This window comes from Pseudoalteromonas sp. BSi20311 (assembly GCF_000239875.1).
GTDB lineage: Bacteria > Pseudomonadota > Gammaproteobacteria > Enterobacterales > Alteromonadaceae > Pseudoalteromonas.
Map to the genome: position 1 here is coordinate 16456 of NZ_BADU01000056.1, position 23758 is coordinate 40213.

At 39.9% G+C, this 23758-nt stretch carries 15 protein-coding genes, 3 tRNA genes and 1 other RNA gene; 6 read left to right on the forward strand and 13 right to left on the reverse strand.

Going from position 1 to position 23758, the window contains the following annotated elements:
- Positions 1-139: 139 nt before the first annotated feature.
- Genes P20311_RS05120 through P20311_RS05135 form a run of 4 tightly spaced genes read right to left on the reverse strand, consistent with a single transcriptional unit; the run spans position 140 to position 4427 of the window.
- Positions 140-1306 carry an FAD-dependent oxidoreductase gene (locus P20311_RS05120; RefSeq protein ID WP_008110422.1) on the reverse strand — a complete coding sequence of 389 codons (1167 nt, stop codon included), beginning with the start codon at positions 1304-1306 and terminating at the stop codon, positions 140-142.
- The gene (ubiH, locus tag P20311_RS05125) at positions 1303-2490 is read right to left on the reverse strand and encodes a 2-octaprenyl-6-methoxyphenyl hydroxylase (RefSeq protein WP_008110424.1); all 1188 of its coding nucleotides are present in this window, start codon (positions 2488-2490) and stop codon (positions 1303-1305) included. Before ubiH ends, P20311_RS05120 begins: the two co-directional genes overlap by 4 nt.
- 14 nt (positions 2491-2504) lie before the next feature.
- Complete coding sequence (gene pepP, locus P20311_RS05130; RefSeq protein WP_008110426.1) at positions 2505-3827, reverse strand: Xaa-Pro aminopeptidase; 1323 nt, start codon at positions 3825-3827, stop codon at positions 2505-2507.
- Positions 3828-3863: 36 nt separating this feature from the next.
- Positions 3864-4427, reverse strand: a complete 564-nt coding sequence (locus P20311_RS05135) for a UPF0149 family protein (RefSeq protein ID WP_008110427.1) — start codon at positions 4425-4427, stop codon at positions 3864-3866.
- 501 nt (positions 4428-4928) lie between these two features.
- Here P20311_RS05135 and ssrS point away from each other — a divergent pair.
- Positions 4929-5111, forward strand: a non-coding RNA gene (gene ssrS, locus P20311_RS18605) — 6S RNA.
- Positions 5112-5257: 146 nt separating this feature from the next.
- Here ssrS and P20311_RS05140 read toward each other — a convergent pair.
- The 6 genes from P20311_RS05140 to P20311_RS05165 form a co-directional block, all read right to left on the reverse strand.
- Positions 5258-8341 carry an efflux RND transporter permease subunit gene (locus P20311_RS05140; RefSeq protein ID WP_008110431.1) on the reverse strand — a complete coding sequence of 1028 codons (3084 nt, stop codon included), beginning with the start codon at positions 8339-8341 and terminating at the stop codon, positions 5258-5260.
- Complete coding sequence (locus tag P20311_RS05145; protein WP_008110433.1) at positions 8338-9534, reverse strand: efflux RND transporter periplasmic adaptor subunit; 1197 nt, start codon at positions 9532-9534, stop codon at positions 8338-8340. The genes P20311_RS05140 and P20311_RS05145 overlap by 4 nt, the downstream gene beginning before the upstream one ends.
- On the reverse strand, positions 9531-10940 hold the full coding sequence (locus P20311_RS05150; RefSeq protein WP_008110436.1) for a TolC family protein: 1410 nt from the start codon (positions 10938-10940) through the stop codon (positions 9531-9533). Before P20311_RS05150 ends, P20311_RS05145 begins: the two co-directional genes overlap by 4 nt.
- 522 nt (positions 10941-11462) lie before the next feature.
- Positions 11463-11538, reverse strand: a tRNA-Phe gene (locus tag P20311_RS05155).
- Between the two features lie 126 nt (positions 11539-11664).
- Positions 11665-11740: transfer RNA gene (locus tag P20311_RS05160), tRNA-Thr, on the reverse strand.
- Between the two features lie 60 nt (positions 11741-11800).
- Positions 11801-11876, reverse strand: a tRNA-Phe gene (locus P20311_RS05165).
- Positions 11877-12183: 307 nt separating this feature from the next.
- Between P20311_RS05165 and P20311_RS05170 the strand changes: the two genes are divergently transcribed.
- Positions 12184-14967 (forward strand): ATP-binding protein, encoded by a 2784-nt coding sequence (locus P20311_RS05170; protein WP_008110438.1) that lies wholly within the window; start codon positions 12184-12186, stop codon positions 14965-14967.
- 90 nt (positions 14968-15057) lie between these two features.
- On the opposite strand, the gene P20311_RS05175 is transcribed toward P20311_RS05170, so the two are convergent.
- Together P20311_RS05175 and mutY are read right to left on the reverse strand one after the other, a co-directional pair.
- Positions 15058-15330, reverse strand: coding sequence for an oxidative damage protection protein (locus P20311_RS05175; protein ID WP_008110439.1), 273 nt, complete (start codon positions 15328-15330; stop codon positions 15058-15060).
- A gap of 32 nt (positions 15331-15362) precedes the next feature.
- Positions 15363-16424, reverse strand: a complete 1062-nt coding sequence (mutY, locus tag P20311_RS05180) for an A/G-specific adenine glycosylase (RefSeq protein ID WP_008110440.1) — start codon at positions 16422-16424, stop codon at positions 15363-15365.
- A gap of 150 nt (positions 16425-16574) precedes the next feature.
- Here mutY and trmB point away from each other — a divergent pair, with 150 nt between their 5' ends.
- The 4 genes from trmB (at position 16575) to arcA (ending at position 21327) form a co-directional block, all read left to right on the forward strand.
- Complete coding sequence (trmB, locus tag P20311_RS05185) at positions 16575-17300, forward strand: tRNA (guanosine(46)-N7)-methyltransferase TrmB (protein WP_036933398.1); 726 nt, start codon at positions 16575-16577, stop codon at positions 17298-17300.
- Between the two features lie 36 nt (positions 17301-17336).
- Positions 17337-18362 carry a methyltransferase gene (locus P20311_RS05190; protein WP_008110442.1) on the forward strand — a complete coding sequence of 342 codons (1026 nt, stop codon included), beginning with the start codon at positions 17337-17339 and terminating at the stop codon, positions 18360-18362.
- A gap of 184 nt (positions 18363-18546) precedes the next feature.
- Positions 18547-20151, forward strand: a complete 1605-nt coding sequence (locus tag P20311_RS05195) for an ATP-binding protein (protein WP_008110443.1) — start codon at positions 18547-18549, stop codon at positions 20149-20151.
- A 459-nt stretch (positions 20152-20610) separates the two neighbouring features.
- Positions 20611-21327 (forward strand): two-component system response regulator ArcA, encoded by a 717-nt coding sequence (arcA, locus tag P20311_RS05200; protein ID WP_008110444.1) that lies wholly within the window; start codon positions 20611-20613, stop codon positions 21325-21327.
- A 7-nt stretch (positions 21328-21334) separates the two neighbouring features.
- Here the strand turns inward: arcA and arcB are convergent, their stop codons facing one another.
- Positions 21335-23653 carry an aerobic respiration two-component sensor histidine kinase ArcB gene (gene arcB, locus P20311_RS05205; protein ID WP_008110445.1) on the reverse strand — a complete coding sequence of 773 codons (2319 nt, stop codon included), beginning with the start codon at positions 23651-23653 and terminating at the stop codon, positions 21335-21337.
- Between the last annotated feature and the right edge of the window lie 105 nt (positions 23654-23758).

Consider the following 23758-nt stretch of genomic DNA (forward strand, 5'->3'; position numbering starts at 1 on the left):
AGCAAACGCCGAGCTTTGCTCGCGTAAAAAACGTGGCTTTTAAATACATTAGCCTATAAACAAAAAACCGATGTTTAAACTAAACATCGGTTTTTCTTTGGCTAAAAGCTGACAGCTAAAAACTGACCGCTTGTCTTCATCACTTCCCTATCGCTTCTTTGGCGAATAAGTGTTTGATTGGGCCTAAGTTATCAACGAGTGAAAGCCCAACTCCACGAATCAGCTTTTTAACTGGGTTTGCGCCTTCAAATAACTCTTTTAACCCTTGCATCATGGCTATGTGTTTTTGTGCGTCGAGCTTGCGGGTACGTTCGTAATCACGCAGTGTCCGTGTACTGGCAAATTCTTTGGCGTCTTGACTTAACAGCTCGATTAAATAAGCCGCATCTTTTAGGCCCAGGTTCATACCGAGCCCTGCTAATGGATGAATGGTATGCGCTGCATCGCCCATTAACACCACGTTGCCATTAACCCATTGTTGGGCGTAACGCATTTTAAGTGGGAATGCGACGCGCTTACTTTGCACTTCACATAAACCACATTGGCCATCTATGGCAGCCATAACTGCTTTATTAAAGGCGGTGTCGTCCATTGCTAGCAATTCATCGCAATGATTGGGGCTGGTAGACCACACAATAGAATGAGTATGCTCATCGCTCAGAGGTAAAAAAGCTAGCGGCCCGGTTGGTAAAAATACTTGGCGTGCGGTATTTGCATGTGACTCTTTGGTTTTAACTGTCGCTACTAACGCATGGTGATCGTAATCTTTAAAGCTCAGCGCCATATTAAACTGTTTACGAATCGCTGAATTTGCCCCATCCGCCGCCACCAGCAACTTAGCAATAATAGGTTCGCCAGTTTTTAAATTAATAAATACATCAGACTCACTTTGATGTATTTGCTGATACTCAGTATCAAACATCACTGTGGCATTACTTTGTTGCTCAAGCTCTTTTATTAGCGCAAAGCGAATAATATCGTTTTCAACAATGTGCCCTAAATGCTCAAGCTCAAGTTGCTCGTTATTAAAGGTTATTTTTCCAAAGCTGTCGGCATCGCGTACATCCATGTGCGTATAAGCACAAGCACGCTCAGCTATTATGTGTGGCCATACATTTAATTGCTTCAGTAAGGTCTGGCTGGCAATACTTAGTGCACTAACTCGTAAGCCATAATCATCGCTAGGTGAAGCTTGAGTTGGCGCTGCATCTAACACAGCCACGCTAATATTCGCTTTAGCAAGCCCGAGCGCCAGCGTTAACCCAACGCAGCCACCACCCACTATACAAACCTGTACTTGTTTCATAAACGTGTACCTTGTTTAACTTGACCCATTAATTGTTTTGCTAATGGGGCTTTTAATGCAGGGAATAAATCCATTGAAAATAGCCCAATACTTCGACCAAGCGCTAACACCCGTGATGAGTTTGAAAAAAGTCTGACCAGAGCATCGGTCAATGTCATTACGGTTTTTATATCATCACTGCGCTTGATTGAATATTGACGAGTAAAAGCATAGCTACCTAAATCATGTTCACTGTTTGCAATTAAGTTACTCAGCACTTGTACATCTCGCAACCCTAAATTAAAGCCTTGTCCTGCAATAGGGTGAATGGCGTGTGCCGCGTTGCCTATCACCACTGTGCGGTGCGTCGTTAATGACTCTATTTGCCCATAAACTAGAGGGTAACTAGCGCGCATACCGACTTTTATAAACTGTCCTGCACGATAACCAAAGGCAGTTTGCAGCGCACTTATAAAGTCTGGTTCACTTAGCGACATATACTGCTCAATATGCTCTTGGCGCATACACCATACTAACGAATAGCGGTTATTACTCATGGGTAACAAAGCCATTGGCCCATTTTGGGTAAACCGCTCAAACGCCTGATGATTGTGTCCACCAGCGACTTCTATATTGGCAATAATCGCACCTTGTTCATAAGGCTGGGTATTGAAGCCGAGCCCCAATAAATTACGAGTTGGCGACTGTGCACCGTCGGCAATCACCAACAGCTTGGCACTGAGTTTTTCGCTACTTTGTAATGTAAGTTCATTACTATCGGCGTTTTGTTTTATCGCTGTTACGCTATCTGGGCAAAAAAGCGATATGTTTGATTGCATTAAACGCTGATGCAGCGCTCTGCCAAATGGGTTTACCTCTACCACATAACCTAATGAGGGTTTTGCAAACTCATCACACTGTATATGGGTTTTACCAAAGTGTCCTTTGTCTGACACACTCACTTTTTTTATGGCCGCAGCATAGGGAGCGTTCATTTCAAATAAATTGAGGCTTTGTAAATACTCTACCGACTGCTGGGCAAGTGCGATACTTCTGTCATCAAAGCTTGGATGATAATCAGTGGTTACTTGATTTGCTTCAATTACAGCAATATTTAAGCTGGGATTTTTTTTACTTATACTTAGAGCACAACTTGCGCCAACTAAACCACCACCAATTACTACAACATCAAACTGCTTAGCCACTTTTATCTCCAAGCTTATGCGTTTTTAGCGCTTTGCATTAGCGCTTCTATTTCACTAATTGTTTTAGGCACACTAATGGTTAAGTTGTCGTGACCTGAATCAGTTACTAATAAGTTATCTTCAATACGAATACCTATACCTTGGTATTTTTGAGGCGCATTTGAGTCTTTACTAATATACAGCCCAGGCTCAATGGTTAGCACCATACCCGGCTCTAAGGCGCGATCTTGGTTATTAACCTTATAATCACCCACATCATGAACATCAAGTCCTAACCAGTGACCAAGGCCATGCATGTAGTATTCTTTACAGGCACCTTGTGCCATTAACTCATCAAAATCGCCGGTTAAAATATCTAAATCGAGTAACCCTTGGGTTAGCACTTGCATAGCGAGCTTATTTGCCTGAGATAAGAGGCCTCCGGGTTTTATTTCGCTAAATGCGACTTCTTGCGCTTTAAGCACAATATTATAAAGCGCAGCTTGCTCGGTGCTAAATTTACCGTTAACCGGGAAAGTACGCGTTATATCGGCGGCGTAGCCTTGTAGTTCACAACCTGAATCAATCAGTACTAAGTCGCCATTGTTTAATACGTCGCTATTTTGGGTGTAATGCAAAATATTGGCGTTATCGCCACTGCCGACAATAGTGCCATAAGCAGGATGTGGCGCCCCATTCATTGCATAGTGATGATGAAGCTCAGCTTCTAGTTGAAACTCGGTTGCGCCAACGTGGGAAAAACGCATGGCTCGCATGTGTGCTCGAGCGCTTATTTCACAGCCCTCACGCATAATGTTAATTTCGCCTGGCGATTTAAATAAGCGCATTTCATGCAATAAAGAGCGAATATCTTTAATTGTACTCGGTGCTGCATCCCCTTTTTTAGGGGCACTGCGCAAAGTGTTAAGCATTGAAAATACTTTGCCATCAAAGGCAGGATACGTCCCTTGTGCATAAAATAAAATCTGTTGGCCGTTCACCAAATTCAATAATTGTTCATTTAGCTCACTAAGTGCATAAGTTTTGTCGAATAAGTATTCGCTTTGTGCTTTTTCAAAACCAATGCGTCTGCCGTGCCATACCTCTGCAAGTTTGTCTTTATCTAAGCAAAATAATAGTGAGGGTGTATCACTGTTTTTGCAAAGCACCAACACGGCATCGGGTTCGTTAAAACCAGTTAAGTAAAAAAAGTCACTGTCTTGTCGAAACGGATAATGTGTATCACGGCTACGCGTGAGTTCTGTTGCTGCGGGAATTATAGCAATACTGTTATTATCCATTGCCGCCAATAAACGCTCGCGGCGCGCTTTAAACTCTGACTTTTGTATTTCAACCATTAATAACTAACCCATTACTTTTATTGTGTTGCTCAATTAATGCAGTGTTTTTTTGTTGCTTTGTGGATTTTGCTCTTTGCCAAGCTCAGCAAAACACAGAAGCGCCGATACGCGGACGTACTCAATCACTTCATGCAGTGCTTGGCTATCTTCTTCGGTTTCTTCAAAGGTTGTATCTAGGCGTGTAATTTCGCTAAAGTCACTGATCACTTCTTTTACATCTGCCGACAGCTTGCCATAGTCTTTTTGCTTTAAGCCAAAGCCCAACATAAACCCAGCTACCCATGATACGAGCCCGTTGGCCTGATCGATGAGTGTTTCGTCATCACTAGGTAAAAACAAGTCAAATTGAAACTCTTCGTTATTAAAACTTTCAACCACTTGTTGATAAATTTGGCCAAAAAACTGTTTTAAATCGTTGCTAAACGACTCGCCATCATTAAATACATCGCTCAGTAAGCCTAAATACTCTTTATCGTCAATGCTTAGCCCACAAGCAAGTAAGCCGCTAATAACGCCATGCGCTTCTGCGGGTGATACAAATATTTCATTTTTCTCTAAAAGAAGTTGGGCTTTTTCGTAATCTGGTAAGTTATTCATAATGACGTCTTCGCTTTGCTAATTAAAGCAATGCTACCACTCGATAAAAAGCAACTCCAATGAATTCTATGACTGAGGTCAAAAGCAAGCGATTGAAAAGCAAATTGAGTTCAAAAAGCAATCTTAAAAGTAAATACAAGATTAGGGTCTGTTGACCCTTCAAGGTTAAATTTGCAGCAGTCTGTTTGGTATTTAGGCAAGGCAGAGCCTATGTGGTGTGGTGTGGTGTGGTTATTCCCCATAAATAGGCGATAACGCAGCATCAATGCCAAACAGGCGCTGCCCGAAGGGTTCTGCCTAGGGGCGATTTACTCTTTGTTGCTCGGTTTTTACTTAGCCCACTAGGTTACAAACCTCGCGCCGCGATTAAACCGCCCCTAGTTTGAACAAATTTTAATCCGCAAAGGTCAACAGACCCTAAATTTGCAGGAAAACTGAGCGAACAGTGTAATTTTTTACGATTGGGGTTTAAGGATTGGAATATGTCTTATATACTGAATTTGTTCCCTGGGGTGAAGGAGCTTGGTTAAGTCCCTGAGCCGATAAATTTTATACTAGGATTTTTGTTCGTCTACTATTGTGCAAGCTCGGCATGTACCGAGAAGCCTACGGTAGACCGCAGATTTCCGCCCTGAAACCTCAAGGTTTCAGGACTGACACCGGCACCGCATGCTCGGGGAACACCTTCCTTTATAGCTTAGGTTCTTAAGCATTTCTTTAGACTAAATATTCCCTATCTTTCGTCTTTAAATATATCGAACTGCGTCTCCACAGCCCGATATTTAATTTTATTTCTAACGCCTATCCCTTTGTCTTTCTAATGCCTAACACTACTTAAACCAACCTTGAAAGCGCTCCATAAGCATATAGTTAACTGGAACAAGTAATAAAGTTATAAAGGTCGCAAATATGATCCCGAACCCTAAGCTCACAGCCATAGGAATTAAAAACTGCGCTTGAGTCGCCTTTTCAAACAGCAATGGCATTAAGCCTATAAAGGTGGTTAAACTAGTGAGCATAACCGGTCGAAAACGCGCTACGCCAGCAGTTTTAACCGCTTCCATTAAATCGAGCCCTTCACTGCGCTTCTTATTAATAAAATCAACCAGTACTAACGAGTCATTCACAACCACACCAATTAACGCAAGCATGCCTAGTAAGCTCATTATGGTAAGCTCCATCCCCATTATCCAATGACCGATTACCGCGCCTATCATGCCAAAAGGAATAATACTCATCACCACCAGCGGTTGTAAGTATGATTTAAAGGGAATGGCGAGTAATCCATAAATGACAAAGAAGACAAAGATCATTCCCCACAGTAACGAACCAAACGATTCGCGCTGCTCTTTCGCTTCGCCTTCAAGCGAGTGGCTAACACCTGGGTACTGTTGAACTAACTCATCTAAATAAGCCTTTAAATCGGCTTGTAAAACGGTCATATTGGTATCGGTTTTTTCTACATCTGCCGATACATTAAGCGTACGGTAACGGTCGATACGGGTAATAGTTGATGGGCTTTGACCCGGTACTAAAGTGGCTACGTGCGATAACGGCACTCGCCCACCATTAGGCGTTTGTATTAATATATCTTTTAAATCAGCAACTGAGCGTCTTTCATCTATAGGTAAGCGCACCATAACGCGCACATCATCGCGCCCGCGTTGAATGCGTTGCACTTGTACACCAAAAAATGAGTTACGCACTTGCCTTGATACATCAACCCTATTTAGCCCAAGGGCTAATCCTTGCTCTGTTAACTCTATTTGCAGCTCTTCCTTACCGTCAGACATGCTATCGGCAATATCAAATACACTGGGGTACGTCGCTAAACGTTGTTTAATTTGCTCAGCAACAGTTTGCAGTGTGCTAATAGAATTACCCGATAATTGAACATCTATAGGGTTTGAGCTTCGGCCTATCTCAGCTCTGAATGTTAAGCTTTCAGCTCCTGGCACTATACCTATCAGTTGCCGCCACTCTTTTACCAATTCACGCGAGCCGATATCTGACTCTCGCTGTTCTGCTGGGGTGATTTCAAAGCGCACACTACCCGAGTTAGCAGCCCCTCCTCTTCCACCAGTGCTGGCTAAAATGTTAAGGATAATACTTTGTCCTGTTTCTTCATCTTGATACTTACGCTGAAGCTCTCTGGCTTTATCTGACATATCAATAATGTATTTATTGGTAACCTCAAACGGGGTGCCTGCAGGAAAAGTTAAATTAACGCGTACAGTTTCACTTGGGATCCGCGGGAAGAAAATAAACTTAGTCCAACCACTGGTGATCATAGTTAAAATAATTAAAAATACGCCCATAAATAAACTGACTGTAGCCAATTTATTACGTAGTGCTAACCCCAATACCGGTTGATAATATTTTAAAATGGCATGTTCAAAACCATCTGCAAAACGCTGTTGAAGTTGTTCCAATTTAGAGCCTTCGCCTTTTTGTTGACGCAGTTTGATATATTTTAAATGCGCAGGTAAGACAAATTTAGACTCTATAAGAGAGAATAATAAAACAGGAATAACCACCACCGGAATTTGCGCAAAAATAGCGCCGCGAGCGCCTTCTATAAAACCTAAGGGTAAAAAAGCAGCTACGGTTGTAAGTACCCCAAAAGTAACGGGCGTAGCAACTTCTTGAGTCCCTTTTATGGCAGCCTCTTCACCGGATTTAGCAGTTTTTAAGTGGGTATACACGTTTTCCCCAGTGACAATGGCATCGTCCACCACAATCCCCAGCACGAGTATAAAACCGAATAAGCTAATAACATTAATGGTGACACCAAATGCCGCCATTGCCATAAATGCACCCATAAACGAAACCGGGATACCAATAAACACCCAAAACGCAATGGCTGGTCTTAAAAATAAAGTCAGCAATCCCAGTACTAAAATACCACCTTGTAAGGCATTACTAGTCAGTGTTGCAATACGACTCTTTACTACCTCAGAGTCATCATCCCAATAGCTCAGGTAAAACCCTTGCGGTAAATTAGCTTGCTCACTGGTAATATAATTCTTAACTGCATCAGCCACTTCTATCGCACTTTGCGGACCAATACGATACACATCTATAAAAGCCGCTTGCTTACCATTAAAGCGGGTGCGCACGGGGGTTTCTTCAAAGTCATCGTTAATGGTTGCGATATCACTTAAACGAATAATGGTGCCATCAGCCTGATTTTTTATCACTATGTTGGCAAATTCATCTTTTCGATAGGCTTGCCCTTTTGAGCGAATAAGTACATCACCGCCCTCTGTTTTAAGATTACCGGCAGAAATGTCTGAGCTTGAATTAGCAATAGCGCTAGATACTTGTGCCAGGGTTAAATCGTATTGGCGCAGCGTATCTTGGCTTACTTCAATTGCCAGCTCATAGTTGCGTACGCCGCTTAGTTCAACTTGGGTAATAGCCGGAATTCGCAGTAATTGATCACGTACTTGCTCTGCGTATTCTAAGGTTTCTTTTTCGTTGTAGTCGCTTGAAACTGTAACAGCAATTACTTCACGCTTACGCTGGATTAACCCTATTACTGGTTTTTCTGCATCCGCTGGAAAAGTATTAATGGCATCAACACGGCTTTTTATATCCGCTAACAGTTCACGCTCATCGTAGCCGGTATCAACTTCGACACTGACTTGTGATGATCCCTCAGAAGAGCGACTTGATATTTGTTTAATACCTTCGAGATCTTGTAATGCTTCTTCTATACGTATGGTGACCCCTTTTTCTGCATCTTCAGGGGTTGAACCACGTAAGCTCACGCTAATATTAATCCGATCAGAAACAAACGAAGGGAATACTTCTAAAGGCAATTTAGAAGAAAGGCTGAATAATCCACCCAACACAATACTAATGAGCAGTAAATTGGCAGCCACATGGTTACGAGTAAACCAAGCGATCATGGCTGCTCTCCTCGTTTTTGTGCCTTAGGAGTAGCACCCATTACCTGTACAGGTGTACCTGAACTTACCTGCCCAAGCGGTGTTAACACTAACTGGCTACCAGCTTCTAAACCTTTTTTTACAATGCCTTGCTGTGCATTTTGCCATGCTAAGGCAATATTTTTACGCTGTAGTGTGCCATTTTCAACCACATAAACATAACTGCCTTGATATATCGCACTATTAGGAATAACGAGTACCTGAGAGGCGACTTTGCCATTAATTTTAGCTTTAACATATTGGCCTATTTTTACTGGATATTGATTATCACTAGTTGATTTATAGGGGTCGTTAATTTTAGCCACTACATATAATTGCTGGGCGCTTTCATCTATTGCGCCCTCAGTACGAATAAGTTGGCCTTGCCATTGTTGCTCGCCAATTAAATCAGAAGTGAAGTTAACCGCTGAGCCACGCTGATTTTTAGCACCATCTCGATATTGCTCTGGTAAATTAATAAAAGGCAGATCTTTATTTTTGATTGGTAAGCGTATTTCAACACTGTCAGTGGCATAAATAGTCGCTAACTGCATGTTATTAGACACCACCTGACCTAGGTCGACACTGCGGTTTAATACTCGTCCAGCATAGGGCGCTTTAATTTTAGTGCGCTCAAGATTGAGTTGTGCTTTTTCTAGCTGTGCTTGAGCTGATAAAACCTGTGCTTGGGCTGCTGCTAGCTGCGGCTTTCTAAGCACTAATATGCTTGGTTCAGACTCATTCCCTAAGCGCTGCCAGTCGGTCAATGCTTGGCGACCACGAGCTTGCTCTTCTAACAAACTTTGCTCTGCATTTAATAAGTTAGCTTGTGCAGATTTAACTTCCGCTTTTAAATCGCGATCATCTAGTTGCAATAGCACATCATCTTTGGCAAAAAAGCCACCTTCGCGAAACTGCTCATTTATATCGATAATTTGACCAGAAACTTGAGCCACTAACATACTCTGAGTCCGCGGTTTAACCGTACCAAAACTATCAATTTCAACTGGGTAGTCAATTAACTGTAATGGCTTTACTGCAACATTAATTTTTGCTTTCGGTGGCGCTGAAAGACGTGATGCGGTTGGTGGATTGCCTTTAATAAACATCACTAAAAAAAGTGTAGCTATGATGATAGCGGCAGGAACAATTATTTTTTGTTTATTGAGTTTCATATTGCTTGTTCATCCTGTACGGATATTGATTTTACAAAATCGCCACCAAGGGCAACATGTAAATTAATTCGGTTAGTTAGTAGTTGATTTTTAATTTCAATCAGTGAGCTTTGCGCATCAAATGAACGGGCTTGCGCATCAAGTACTGTGGTGTAGCTAACTAAGCCACTTTGATATTGTTCAAACGATAGTTGTTCGGCGGCTAACGCATTCTCTTGTGCTTGTAATGTACTTTGGTAGCGCGCTTTGAGTGACTGCTGTTGCGAAATAGCATTTTCAACATCGCTAAATGCATCATACAAAGACTGCAGATAAGCTTGCTCTTGCTTTTGCGTTTGTAAACTGGCTATTTCTTCGTTGGCAGCAAGTCGCCCACCATTAAAAATAGGAGCTGAAATACTACCTATCAGAGACCATGCTAGGCTTGATGGAGAAAATAAGTCGCTTACCCTGCTAGTACTATCACTTAAGCCTGCACTTAAGTTTAAACTTGGGAAACGCTGTTTATGAGCATAAGCCAGTGAAGCATCTGTGGCTAACAATTGATACCAACTAGCACGTAATGTGGGTTTACGAGTAATAAGCTCTGAGGGGAGACCAAGAGGAATATCGTCATTAATAACGGGTAAGTCGTGATTAGCCGCCAGTAATCCTTTTGGATACTCGCCCAACAAGCGCTCAAGACGACGAGCAGATTGACTTAAATTTGCTTGCTGAGTGGCTATACGTGAGCGTTCATTATTTAATTCGTTACGCGCCAAATAAACATCTAACGCTTCATTTAAACCTTGGCGATAACCCGACTCAATAATCTCGAGGTTTTGTTTAGCATTAGCTTCTCTGCGCTTAAATAAATCAAGTAATTGCTCTGCACTGATTAGGTTAAACCAATTAGTTACAACATCTGCAATAAGCTGTTGTTTAGCCTGCTCATAACGAGCTTGCTGAGCAAGGTAGTTAAGATTGTCCCTGCGTTTTGCGTTTGAAAGCTTACCCCATAAATCAATTTCATAACCTAACTCTAACGATACAGAGCTCGAATTATTATAACTAACAGGGCGATTGTTTTTACTGCGCCCCACCCGTGATGAAATATCTAAGCTAGGCCACAATGCAGCACCAGTAATAATTAATTGTTGTTTTTGTATTTCTACATCGAAACGCTCTTGTCGTAGTTGTTGATTATTTTTAAGCGCTTGCGTAACTAGCTGCTTTACTGTTGGTGAAGCTAGCTTATTGAACCAAGTATCGTTTACGGCTATTACCGATTTAGCGGCAGCTTGCTGCCATTGGGTAGGTAGTGCACTCGGCGCTCGCTCACGTTGTTGCGGGTTTAAATTACTCGCACAACCGCTTAGCATTATAATGCTTATTGCTAATAAAGATGGCTTACATTGCCACATCATATTTAAACCTGATTAGTGCTATTTATGAATGTTATTCAATCACTTTAGCAAACTTTGCTCAATTGACTTTACATAACATTACATAGCTTGCGATGAAATTATAAGTTCACTCAATACGCCAAGTGTTAACACAATGATCACAAAAAAATCAGCAAGCCAACTTTTAATCAAAAAGTTAATTTAAACTCTTAAAAAGTGAATATAGAAAAGACGGCAGGATTTACTGTTGGCATTACACCAGCTAAAGCGGAATAAAATTATAAATATATTTTGAGATGGAAGGTAGTTTGATGCTGAGCCAAATTTAGAATAGAAACAAAAAAGCCCCGCATATGCGAGGCTTTGTATAAATGGTGCCTCGACCCGGCAAAAAATTGTCAGGAACAATTTTTAACATCTCAAAGATGGCCCGAAGGGGAAAATACAAGGATGTATTTTATAATCGAACGTAGTTCGATGCCGAACAATAGCTCAGCTAAATTCAGAAACAAAAAACCCCGCATGTGCGAGGCTTTGTATAAATGGTGCCTCGACCCGGAATCGAACCAGGGACACGAGGATTTTCAATCCTCTGCTCTACCAACTGAGCTATCGAGGCACTTAAACAGTGCAAATAGTTAAACTAACTATTTAAATAAATGGTGCCGACTAACCGAGTCGAACGGATAACTTAGATGAGTTACTGATTACAAGTCAGTTGCTCTTTTAAATTATCTGAAATAAATGGTGCCGACTAACCGAGTCGAACGGTTGACCTACTGATTACAAGTCAGTTGCTCTACCAGCTGAGCTAAGTCGGCACACTAAACTGTGTGCTAAGGCACTTTATCAATTTTAAAGATTGATAACTTCTTTGTAAATGGTGCCTCGACCCGGAATCGAACCAGGGACACGAGGATTTTCAATCCTCTGCTCTACCAACTGAGCTATCGAGGCACTTATACAGTGCTGATTAAAAATCTAAACAGATTTTTAATGCAATTCCCACCAAACTCTACTGACTTGGCTATCTGGGCGTGCGGCGTATTAAACGAGTTTTGCCCTTACAAGTCAACTTTTTTTTTATTCTTTATAACCGTTTGAACGGTTTTCAAACAACTAACCAGCATTTTCGTTAACACCGTGCATTTATTCAACAAAAGAGTTTAAAAAACGTAGTGAATTATTTTTTTTAGGTGTTACGATTGGTCCATAACTTTCGGTACAGGCTTACCGTTTTAATAATACCACGATAGGAAAACTCATGCAGAGTAAGTTCTCTTCAGCAATAAAAGGCCTACTACCTTTATTTTTAGTTAGTAACCTTATAATAACCACATTATCTATAGTCGCCTATTCGCTTTACTCACAAAACAATGCTAAGAACAATGAACTTTCCTCAGCCTCCACCATCGCGGTCACTAAACTTGCTGAAAGTCTTGAGCAGCCCATTGTAGAAGCACTAACATTATACGGACAAGACAAGGCCAAACCACTTTTTGACATTGCAAGCTTACTCAACAATGATTTTAAATATACTCTGCACCGTTTTAATGCCAACAATCAAGCAGAGCTAATTTATAGCAATAATAATAATTCAATTGCACCTTTAGCCATTAATAAGCACATTAAACAACAAGGCATACTGCATCATGTTATTTCAGTGGATGGGCAGATCATTGCTGAACTTATTATTGAGCAAAAACAACCTTTAACTTTACCTTCGCCCCAAAGTTCACTAATGAATGCCTTTTTTGCCGGTATTGTAGCTCTAATAGCGCTGTTTTTATTAGCCATAGTGTTTAATAAGTACATTAATAAGCGATTACATAAAAACACAGACTCTCTCACTCAAGAACTCAAAGCAATTACACAAAATGATAATTATCAAAGCACCCTTAATGAGCAGCTTGAAGGGGGATTAGAAACCGTTGCTCAACAAATTAACTTGCTGCTAAAAAAAGTAAGTACGGTTCAAGCTGACGATCAGGCTGCACAAAAAGAATTAAAAAAACTACAAACTAGCCTTGAAACAGAAGTACAAAGCAGAACATTTGAATTAGAAAAGCAAACTCAAAAAGCATTAAAAGCCAGCGAAACTAAAACCACCTTTTTAGCCACTATGAGTCATGAAATAAGAACACCAATGAATGGCGTAATTGGCACTATTGATTTACTTCGTCAAACAGAGCTTGATGGTGCCCAGCAACGTTTAAGTACTATTATTCGTGAATCAGCATTTTCGTTATTAAGTATTTTAGATGATATTTTAGATTTTTCTAAAATTGAGGCTGGAAAGCTCAATATAGATCCAGTTCCGTTTTCCGTTGCCGATACGCTAGAAGAAGTTGCTAAGGTGTTATCGTCGGTTGCTAAAAATCGCCACTTAGAACTCGATTTATCAATTGCCCCCGATATACCCAATAACCTTAAGGGTGACTCTGTTAGAGTGCGCCAAGTGCTATATAACTTATGTAGTAATGCCATCAAGTTTACCAGTACCAATGGTACAACCCAGGGGAAAGTAAGAATATCAGTAGAAGTAGCACATAACACCGCCGATCACTTTACATTGCGTTTTTGCGTAAGTGATAACGGTAAAGGAATGAGTCAATCTCAGTTGAGAAAAATCTTTAACCCGTTCACCCAAGCAGAAAACTCAATTACGCGAGAGTTCGGTGGTACAGGGCTTGGGCTTTCAATTTGCAAAAGCTTAACTGAGCTAATGCTTGGTACCATTCATGTAACAAGTCATGAAGGGATAGGTAGTGAGTTTACTGTTGAACTGCCCTTTTCAACCGCAGGTAAAATTGAATTTGCCCATAAAAATACACTTAATGGTAAACATGTCATTGTTGTTAGTAACAACGCAGAACGCGGCAAAGTAATTTACCGTTACTTGTCATTTATGGGAGCTAAAATAACCTATGCTCATGAGCAGCAAGATATAGAAGCTCATCAAGAAACCAAGGATATTATTTGGGTTGTTGATGGTATTGATGACATGAGTAGTATTAGTACCCTACTAAGAAGTTTACTTTACTCATTAGAAGATAATAACCAACAAATGGTGGTATTAAGTAAGTTAGATGAAGCGGTTATTAACCATAAAAATATTTTTTATATTAACGCCTCCCCTTTGTGTAAATCTAACTTTATGCTTTCAATTTTAGTGGCAGCCGGCTTACATAAGCCTAAGCAAATTAAAAAAGCCAGAACGATGAATCACTACCTAAGTTCAGAAGAGGCACTCGCTGCAAATAGGCTGGTATTATTAGTAGAAGATAACCGATTGAACCAAGAGGTACTCACCGAACAACTACATATACTAGGTTACAGTGTAGAGGTGGCTAATAACGGTGAAGAAGGTTTAGATATGTGGCGTAAAAATAGCTACTCGCTCATTTTAACCGATTTACATATGCCAAAAATGTCTGGCTACGACATGGTTGAAAAAATTAGAGAAGAAGCTTCATTACTCGAATCAATTGACGCACAACCTTATATTATTGCTGTCACTGCCAATGCTCTAAAGGGAGAGAGAGAGCGATGTTTAGCAGTGGGTATTAACGACTTTATTACTAAACCTATTGAGCTTAATGCACTTGAAGACACATTAAAGCAATGGAGTGATTTATACAGCGAACAACCACAACAGGTGAATTCGGCCGAAAAGTCTGTTATGCCTATTGATATGGAATCAGCGAATAAGTACATAAATGGCGATGATGCTAAAATAATCCGCTTCTTTAAAATGTATTTAGAACAGAGCCAAGAACAAATTAAAGCGATTAACTTTGCTGTGTTGCAAAGTAACAAAGCTGAAATTTTATCTGCCTGCCATCAATTAAAATCTATATCAAAAACAGTAGGAGCTAATATTGTTGCTGATTTAGCGCAGTCATTTGAAGATAAGTGTAAGAGCGATGAGATAAATGCTGATGAGTTAATTGAAATGAGAGATGAACTCGAAATTGAATACTCAAAAGCAGCACAGTTCTTAAAAGAACAAATTAGAAATAATGAGGAACAGGACGAACTTGTTTAGCTAAGATCGTATGTTTCTGAGAGCGTTATTATGACAATAAAAAAGGGCTAATAGCCCTTTTTTAGTAATTTTACATAAACAGAGGTTAATTTATTTTTCTACTGGCTTATAGCCTTCAATCTCAACCTCTTTACCTTCGAATAAAAAGCCAACCATTTGCTCTTCTAAAAAAGTACGATGCTCTGGATCCATCATGTTTAAATGCTTTTCGTTGATCAGCATCGTTTGCTTATGCTGCCATTGCCCCCAGGCTTCTTTAGAAATATTATTAAAAATTTTCTCACCAAGTTCACCAGGGTATAACTGAAAACCAAGCCCTTCGGCCTCTTTTTGTAACTTTTGACAAAATACTGTACGTGCCATGATTGTTCCCCTAAACGCTAAATGCCAATAGTTTAACCTATTGGGCTCATTTGTTTAACCAACTTTTTAGTCGGTGCCGCTAACCCTACTTCTATTGATTGATCGAGTGGATACCACACCAGCTGCTTGTCGTTGACTACATCAGGGGCTTTCTCAATATTCAGTACATGTGGGTTAATCGTAAGCTCAAAATGTGAAAATACATGAGTAAAAGGTACTACTTCATCAAGATCACTTTCAAGCCCTTGTTGTGCTAAAAAAGTTTCAAGCTCGCTGTACTCATTAAATTCAAAAAATCCAAATAATCCGCCCCAAATACCGCTGTTTGGGCGTTTTTCCATAAGCACTTTGTCGTTATGTTTAATAATTAACTGGTGGCAGCTTTTTTTAGGCACTACTTTTTTAGGCTTAGAGTGAGGAAATTCCTTAACTTTACCAGCGTTAAACGCACCACAGCGGCTATTTAATGGGCACGCCTCACAATCAAAACGACTGCGCGAACACAAGCTTGCACCCAAATCCATCATAGCTTGGTTAAACTCGGTCACATTATTTTTAGGCGTGAGTTGTTCGCTTAAATGCCAAAGCTGATTTTCTACCTTTTTGACCCCATACCAACCTTCGACCATAAAAAAACGAGCAAGCACTCTTTTAACATTGCCATCAAGAATAGGGTGATGCTGCCCCAAAGATAATGATAAAACAGCACCGGCAGTAGAGCGCCCTATTCCGGGTAAATCCATTACTTCTTCAAGCGAGCTAGGAAACTGGCCTTGGTACTTATCCCGAACTATTTTAGCCGTTTTATGCAAATTGCGTGCACGAGCGTAATAACCTAAACCTGTCCAATGATGCAGAACCTGATCTTCATCAGCATTGGCTAAAGCAATAATATCGGGAAAGCTTTGCATAAACTTTTCAAAATAAGGAATAACAGTAACAACCTGAGTTTGCTGTAACATCACCTCAGATACCCACACTTTATAAGGCGTTTTAGCTAATTGCCATGGTAACGTTTTGCGTCCATAAAGATGATACCAATCAACTACTTGGTTAGAAAACCAAGCTGACTGCTGTTTTTTTAAATCCAACATATTTACTTTTTTACTAATGCTTAATGGCGGCTCAGTCTATTGGAGTGACTGAAAAGATCAAGCTATAACGCCCTAGTGCTTGTCAACCTAGCGCCGGTCAGGGATAATATGCAACCATTTTTAAACACATTGTTTTGTCAGGCCAATAATATGAGTGAATCAAGTAACAACAACCTTGAGCAAGCTAAGCAAGAAGGTAAGTACATCCGCACTATTCGCAGTTTTGTAAAACGCGAAGGCCGATTAACCAAAGGTCAAGCTGCTGCAATCGAAAAGTGCTGGCCAACAATGGGGCTTGAACACAAGAACGGCCTACTTGATTTAAGCGAAGTTTTTGGCAACAACAATGATGTAGTGCTAGAAATTGGTTTTGGTATGGGCAAGTCACTGGTTGAAATGGCAAAAAATGCACCACATCTTAACTTTATTGGCATAGAAGTTCATCGCCCAGGCGTTGGCGCATGTTTAATGGATGCTGATGAAGCTGGCGTTACTAATCTTCGTGTATTTGAACACGATGCAGTAGAAGTTCTTGCTGATTGTATAAGCGATGAAAGCTTATCAACTTTACAGTTATTCTTTCCAGATCCATGGCATAAAAAGCGCCATCATAAGCGTCGCATAGTACAAACTGAGTTTGCTGAAAAACTGCGTTCTAAATTAAAAATCGGCGGCGTATTTCACATGGCAACCGATTGGGAAAACTACGCAGAGCATATGTTAGAAGTGATGCAAGCAGCCCCTGGTTACAAAAACCAATCAGAGACTAACGAATATGTTCCTCGTCCTGAGCTACGTCCATTGACTAAATTTGAACAGCGTGGTCACCGTTTAGGCCATGGCGTATGGGATTTAATGTTCGAACGAACTAAGTAACCGTTAATTAAATAATCAAGTAAGGTAAAGCCATTTATGAGCGTATTAACCAATCCGAGCCTACTATTACTTCGCAACAGTGAAGAGTTGAAGGGTAAATCAATATTGGTGGTCAACTTTGTTCAAGATGGCTTTTTAAATGGGCTTAAAACGCTCAACCCACAAAGTAAAATAACCGCTTTTAGTTATAACCACGCTAATGGTGAATTTGCAAAGAACATATCAGGTATTGATGTAACCGTTAATCATACTATTGATGCGGGCGATTATGATTTGGTGATACTTTATTACCCTAAATCTAAACCTGAGCTGTTAATGGGGTTAGACAACATACGCGCAGTGATAAGCAAAGATGCAGAGCTACTAGTCGTTGGCGAAAACAAGAGCGGTGTTAAGTCAATTGAAAAGCAACTCGCTGGTAAGGCTGAGTTTAGTAATAAAATAGACTCAGCAAAACACTGTGTTTTATATTCATTTTCCGAACTTACTCTTAATAGCGCGTTTGATATTAGCACTTACCATAAAGAGTTTACGGTATGTGTGAGCGATATTGAGTTTACAGCAGTCAGTATTCCTGGTGTGTTTAACCATGGTGCGCTAGATGCTGGAACGAAAATGCTACTAGAGAATGCTCCTAACTTAAAACACGGGAAAGTACTTGATTTTGGTTGTGGCGCGGGACTTATTGCTACTTTTTTAGGGCTAAAAAATCCAGCACTGACATTTATCTGTAGTGACGTAAGTGCACTTGCTGCCTATGCAACAACGCAAACCCTGAAGCTAAATAATGTAAACGGTGAAGCCATACTCAGTGATGGCTTAAATAGTATTACTGGCAAGTTTGATTTAATTATTAGCAACCCGCCATTTCATACCGGGATTGCAACTGACTACAGCGTTGCTGAATCTTTTTTAACGCATGCAAAGCAACATTTAACTAAGGTAGGCAAACTGACCATAGTGGCAAATAGCTTTTTAAAATACCCACCTATTTTAGAAACTCAATTTGATAGCTACCACACAGTGTTCAAAAACAACAAGTTTGCCGTATACAGTAGCTAAAATAAGTTATTAATATCCTGTCAAAACATAAATATGGGCTGTATTAGCCACATATTTATGTTTCATCAGTAGATTAGCTAAAAATAAAAAGTGTAATTAAGCTAATCTTTTTACTTCACTTTTTTCTGTTTTTGCTAAACTACTACCTATTAGATTCACAATTGACACGGATGACCTTCTCGCAATGCCCAAAACTGTAGAGCAAAATAGCATTCGTAGCATATTGTTTAAAACCATCATGCTTATAACAGCTATCTGTTTGTTATTATCGCTTTCAATTTCTACCTATTTAAGTGCGCAAGAGCAAAAAAAGCAGCTCATTAGCAAACTTGTCTTGGTATCAGAGATCATTGCATTCGACGCGATGCCCTCATTACTAAATAAAAATAGGCCTGCAGAAGAAAGACGTTTGAAGCTGCTTCAACAAGTATCATCGGTTACAAACTTACATATTTATGCGCTAGATGAGCAAACAAGAAAACCAGTATTTTTTACCAGTTTTAATGCCCGAAAATCGCCACCTGTACCAATCAAAACAGACAGTATTAACGACTTTATAGAACCCCAAGTAGGTGATGAGTTTATTGAATACATTACTCCAATACTCAATAATGACCAGTTACTGGGTTATGTGTATATTAGGAGCAGCTTGGATAACTTAAATAAGCTTATCACTAAAAAAATTATAATTGATATTGCCATTATCGCTTTAATACTTATTTTTATCTCTTTGATTATTTTAAGGCTACAAAAAAGGATAGCCAGCCCCATAGAAAACTTAAGCTTGTTACTGCAAAACATAGCTAAAAATCATAACTACTACGCCCGGGCGCCTTTAACAAACTTAACTGAAATAACCCGGCTTTCTAATAGCTTAAATGTAATGCTGGCGCGAACACAAAGACAAATAGAGCGCCACGAAGAAGATAAAAAAGAAATTAAGCTACTAAACTCAAATCTTGAAGAAAAAGTAAGTCAACGAACCATCGCGCTCAGAGAAGCAAATAAAGAGTTGCTATCTACACTTGAAAAGATGCACCAATACCAAACTCAAATTGTTGAAAATAAAAAAATGGCTTCATTGGGGCAAATGGTGGCAGGGGTTGCCCATGAGGTAAATACACCAATTGGACTTGGTATTACAGGCTCTACTTTACTGCGAGATAAACTCGCAGAGCTACAGGTTAATTTTCATAATAAATCATTAACAGCGAGTCAATTCGAGCAATTTACTAACGATGGTATCGAAAACTTAGACTTAATATATAGCAGCTTAAACCGCGTTGCAGAGCTCATTTCTAACTTTAAAAAAGTTGCGGTGATCAAAGACGATGAAATAACCAGTACTGTTAATTTACAACAACTCATAAACGATACGCTACTGTCTATGGGGCAGGAGCTAAAAATTAAAAACCCTAAAGTTCTTATAAATTGTCCCCCAGATTTAACCGTTGAAAGTAAAAAAGGGCCACTGCAGCAAGTATTCCATCAGCTTATTTTAAATTCCCTGTTACACGGATTTGTAGCTGGCGGTGACAATGAAGTGCAGATTGATATTGTGGCAACAAACACACAAACACAAATTACCTACACCGACAACGGCCTAGGTGTAGAGAGCAACATAAGAGCGAAAATTTTTGACCCCTTTGTTACCTCAAAACGCGGTCAAGGAGCCAGTGGATTAGGCATGCATTTAGTTTACAACTTAGTGACCCAGGCTTTGGCTGGAGAAATTGTGTTAGATACTGAGTATCAATCAGGAGCACGATTTATTATTACGCTATTTTAAAAAGTGAAATAAATCCGTTGCCTGCTCTTGAATTACGACTTTATGACCATACTAAGACAGCACTCATTGAACAGTTGTATCATTAATGCTGTATTTTCACACAATTAATGAACTTAATTGTGTTTAACATATCACATACATTGATGAAAAATTGTAAAGTGATATAATTTCGTTTTGAATTAGTCTGATTATTTTAAGTATCTTTAGGTGGTTGATGGATGTATCAATTATTAAAGGGAAATGGCTTCGACTTTATAATTCAAATTATACATCCAACGTTAAGTATCAATTAAGCCGCGGTTTTTAATAATACGTCAAAGTAGGTTAGGGCGCGCAGCTGTTTTTATCTAATTTGTTTTTACTTGTTAACATTTAGATATAATCCTATAATTCTAGTAATCGGTTTTGATGATCACACCGATTTTAAAATAAAACACACTCCAAAAAGGTTAATTAAAAATGCAAACGCCAGTCATTCTGATCGTAGAGGATGAAGACGTAACTAGACTAAACCTCGTTAGTTTATTTGAAGCCGAAGGTTACAAAGTTATTGAAGCCATTGATGGCGATGATATGCATGATAAGCTTACAAATAACGATGACGTCAATCTTGTAGTTATGGACATCAACCTGCCAGGTAAAAACGGGCTTATTTTAGCTCGCGAATTACGCCAAAAACGCAAAGTTGGTCTTATTTTCTTAACAGGCCGTGACAACGATGTAGACCGTATTTTAGGTCTTGAAATTGGTGCTGATGACTATATTACTAAGCCTTTCAACCCGCGTGAATTAACTATTCGTGCTCGTAACTTAATTACGCGTACTGCATTAGGTGGTGAAGAATCAGCTATTGAAACAAATGGCGTGATCACCTTTAACGGTTGGGAACTTGACGAAAACAGTCGTTGCCTTACTTCTCCAAACGGAGACGCAAAGCGTCTACCTAAAGGCGAATACAGAGCACTGCGTTTAATGCTTGACTCTCCAGGTCGTATATTTAGTCGTGAGCAGCTAATTAAGCACATGACTGGCCGTGAGCTTCGCGCTAACGACCGTACAGTTGATGTTACTATTCGTCGTATCCGTAAACACTTTGAAAGCGACAACTCAACGTCTGAGTTAATCAGCACCATTCATGGTGAAGGTTACCGCTTCATTGGTAAAATCGACAGCTAATTAGTTTTTATTCTAATTGTTGTAAAAATAAATGAAGGGCCTGTTGTCCTTCATTTATTTTGTCTGCTAATTCATCAAGCCAAACTGTTAATACTTCATCACTTTGCTCCAGCGCACCATGCTCCATTTGCTTGGCATGCAACTGCACATCATTCAGACCGACCGAACCTGCGGCACCTTTTAACTTATGCGCAACGGATTTGTATTCTTCTCTGTCTGCTGCTTTTAATGACGCTAATAGCTCTTGTTGATACTGCGGATTTAGCTTTGCAAACAGCTGACTGCTGCGTTTAAATACTTCAACGCCCATCGAATTTACAAAGTCTTCAATGGTTTCAACATCTAACAAGTCAGTATTTATTTGATTTAATAACTCTTGATTAACTACTCGTTGAGGAGCCTCGGTTTGCGCTTGTTTAATACCAAAGAGTTCAGCGAGCATATTATCTAACTTACTGGTGTTTATTGGTTTAGCTAACGCTCCTTGAATAGAAATTCCCTCAAGCTCTTCTTCAGCACTGCGAACATTGGCGGTAAGTGCCACAATAGGTAGCTGATCAAAATGGCTTTGTGCGCGTATTTGCCTTGCTACTTCATCACCATTAATATCTGGAAGCTGCATATCAAGCAATACTAAATCAAGATCATCTTCGGTCTCTACAAACGATAAAGCATCTTCACCCGTTTCAGCCCACAGCACTTCATGCCCACGCTGTTCTAATAGGTTAGTTGCGATTTCAGCATTAAGTGGTACATCTTCCACTAATAAAATATATAAGCTACGTCCCACATAACTATGCTCGGTAGGTGCACTACATAAATTCAGCGGAATTTGTACGGTAAAGCAGCTCCCTTCTCCGGGGGTGCTATTAACAGTTATAATGCCTTTCATAGCACTTACTAACGCTTTTGTTACAGCTAAGCCAATACCCGATCCAATTGCATTAGTCCCTTTAAGATCAGGCGCTTTATAATACATATCAAAAATACGGGTAAGTTGTTCTTGCGGGATCCCTTCACCGGTATCAAGTATTTTTATAATAAGCCATGGGCCATCTTCGCGGTTTTCTCTACCGCAATCTAAGGTGACACTGCCCTGTTGGGTAAATTTAACCGCATTATTAATTAAGTTCCACACCACTTGGCGTAAACGTGTGGGGTCAAGTAAGGCGTATATATCAAGCATGCCCGAACGCTTCACTTCAAAGGAAAGCTCTTTTTGCTCAGCAATAAGGCCTGCAAAGTTAACCACATCATTGATAAAGTCAGACACATTAATTTCGTTAGCGGCAATATCTAACTGCTCACGGTCAATTTTATCTAAATCTATAATATCGTTAAATATGTTACCCAGCGTTTCGGCGCTTGAAAATACCGTATTACACCAACTACGCTGCTGTTTATTAAGCTCAGTATCCAATAGCATTCTGGTTAAACCGACGATACCATTGAGCGGAGTACGCAGCTCATGGCTTAATGTGGCAATAAATTTCCCTTTGTCTTTATAAGCAGTCTCCAGTGCCTGCGCGGCTTCTTTACGACTGGTAATATCACGACCAAAAGCGAGTAAACCTATGTAATCGCCCTGCTCATTGATAAAGGGAAGTTTTCTGAGTTCAAACCATCTTATCTCACCATTTACAGAATACTCTACATCAATAGTTAAACCTTGATGAGTCCGTTCAACTTGCTCATCGGTTCTGAGTACTTCAGATAAAAAGTGACTTGGAAATATTTCTTCTGCGGCTTTACCAATTAATTCGCCACTGGTTTTGCCCATCACCTCTTCAAACATTTTATTACAACCAGCAAATACCCCGTTGTTATCGCGGTAATAAAATAAATCTGGCGAGGAGTCGACAATTGAGCGCAGTAACATGCCTTGTTGGGCGAGCTCTTGTTGCGTTTTTTTACGCTCTGCAATTTCACGTCTGAGCTCTTCTATTGCTCTATGCTTGGCGTGAAAGGCCATTTTACGTTCGTCAATTTCAATGTTTAAACGATTAATATTGTCTTTGAGGGTTTGATTTAAAAGCTTTTCTTGTTTTGTGGCACTATCTAAATAGGCATAAGAGGCATCAAGTTGCCGAATAGAGTTAAGCAGTACGCTAATCACCAAAGGAGAAACAACTGAGGTAAAAAATACCACAGCGAGTATATCAACTAAGTTCACTTCCCCTATGGCAACATAGTAAAACATACTCGATAAAACCAGCGATACCGTCAGTAATAATGCATAGCAAATAGCTGCAGTTTTAAACTCACCAAAACGAGTTATTGAACTGGAAAGAACTCGAACCCACGGGTTCAAAGAAGAATCAGTCATATATCAGTTTTTCTCTTAGCTAAAGCTAAATGCTTAGTTTTTATAAGTAAGTATGATTAAAGGCTAATTTTAGCATTTTCTATCAGCTATTTTCATGTTGTGCGA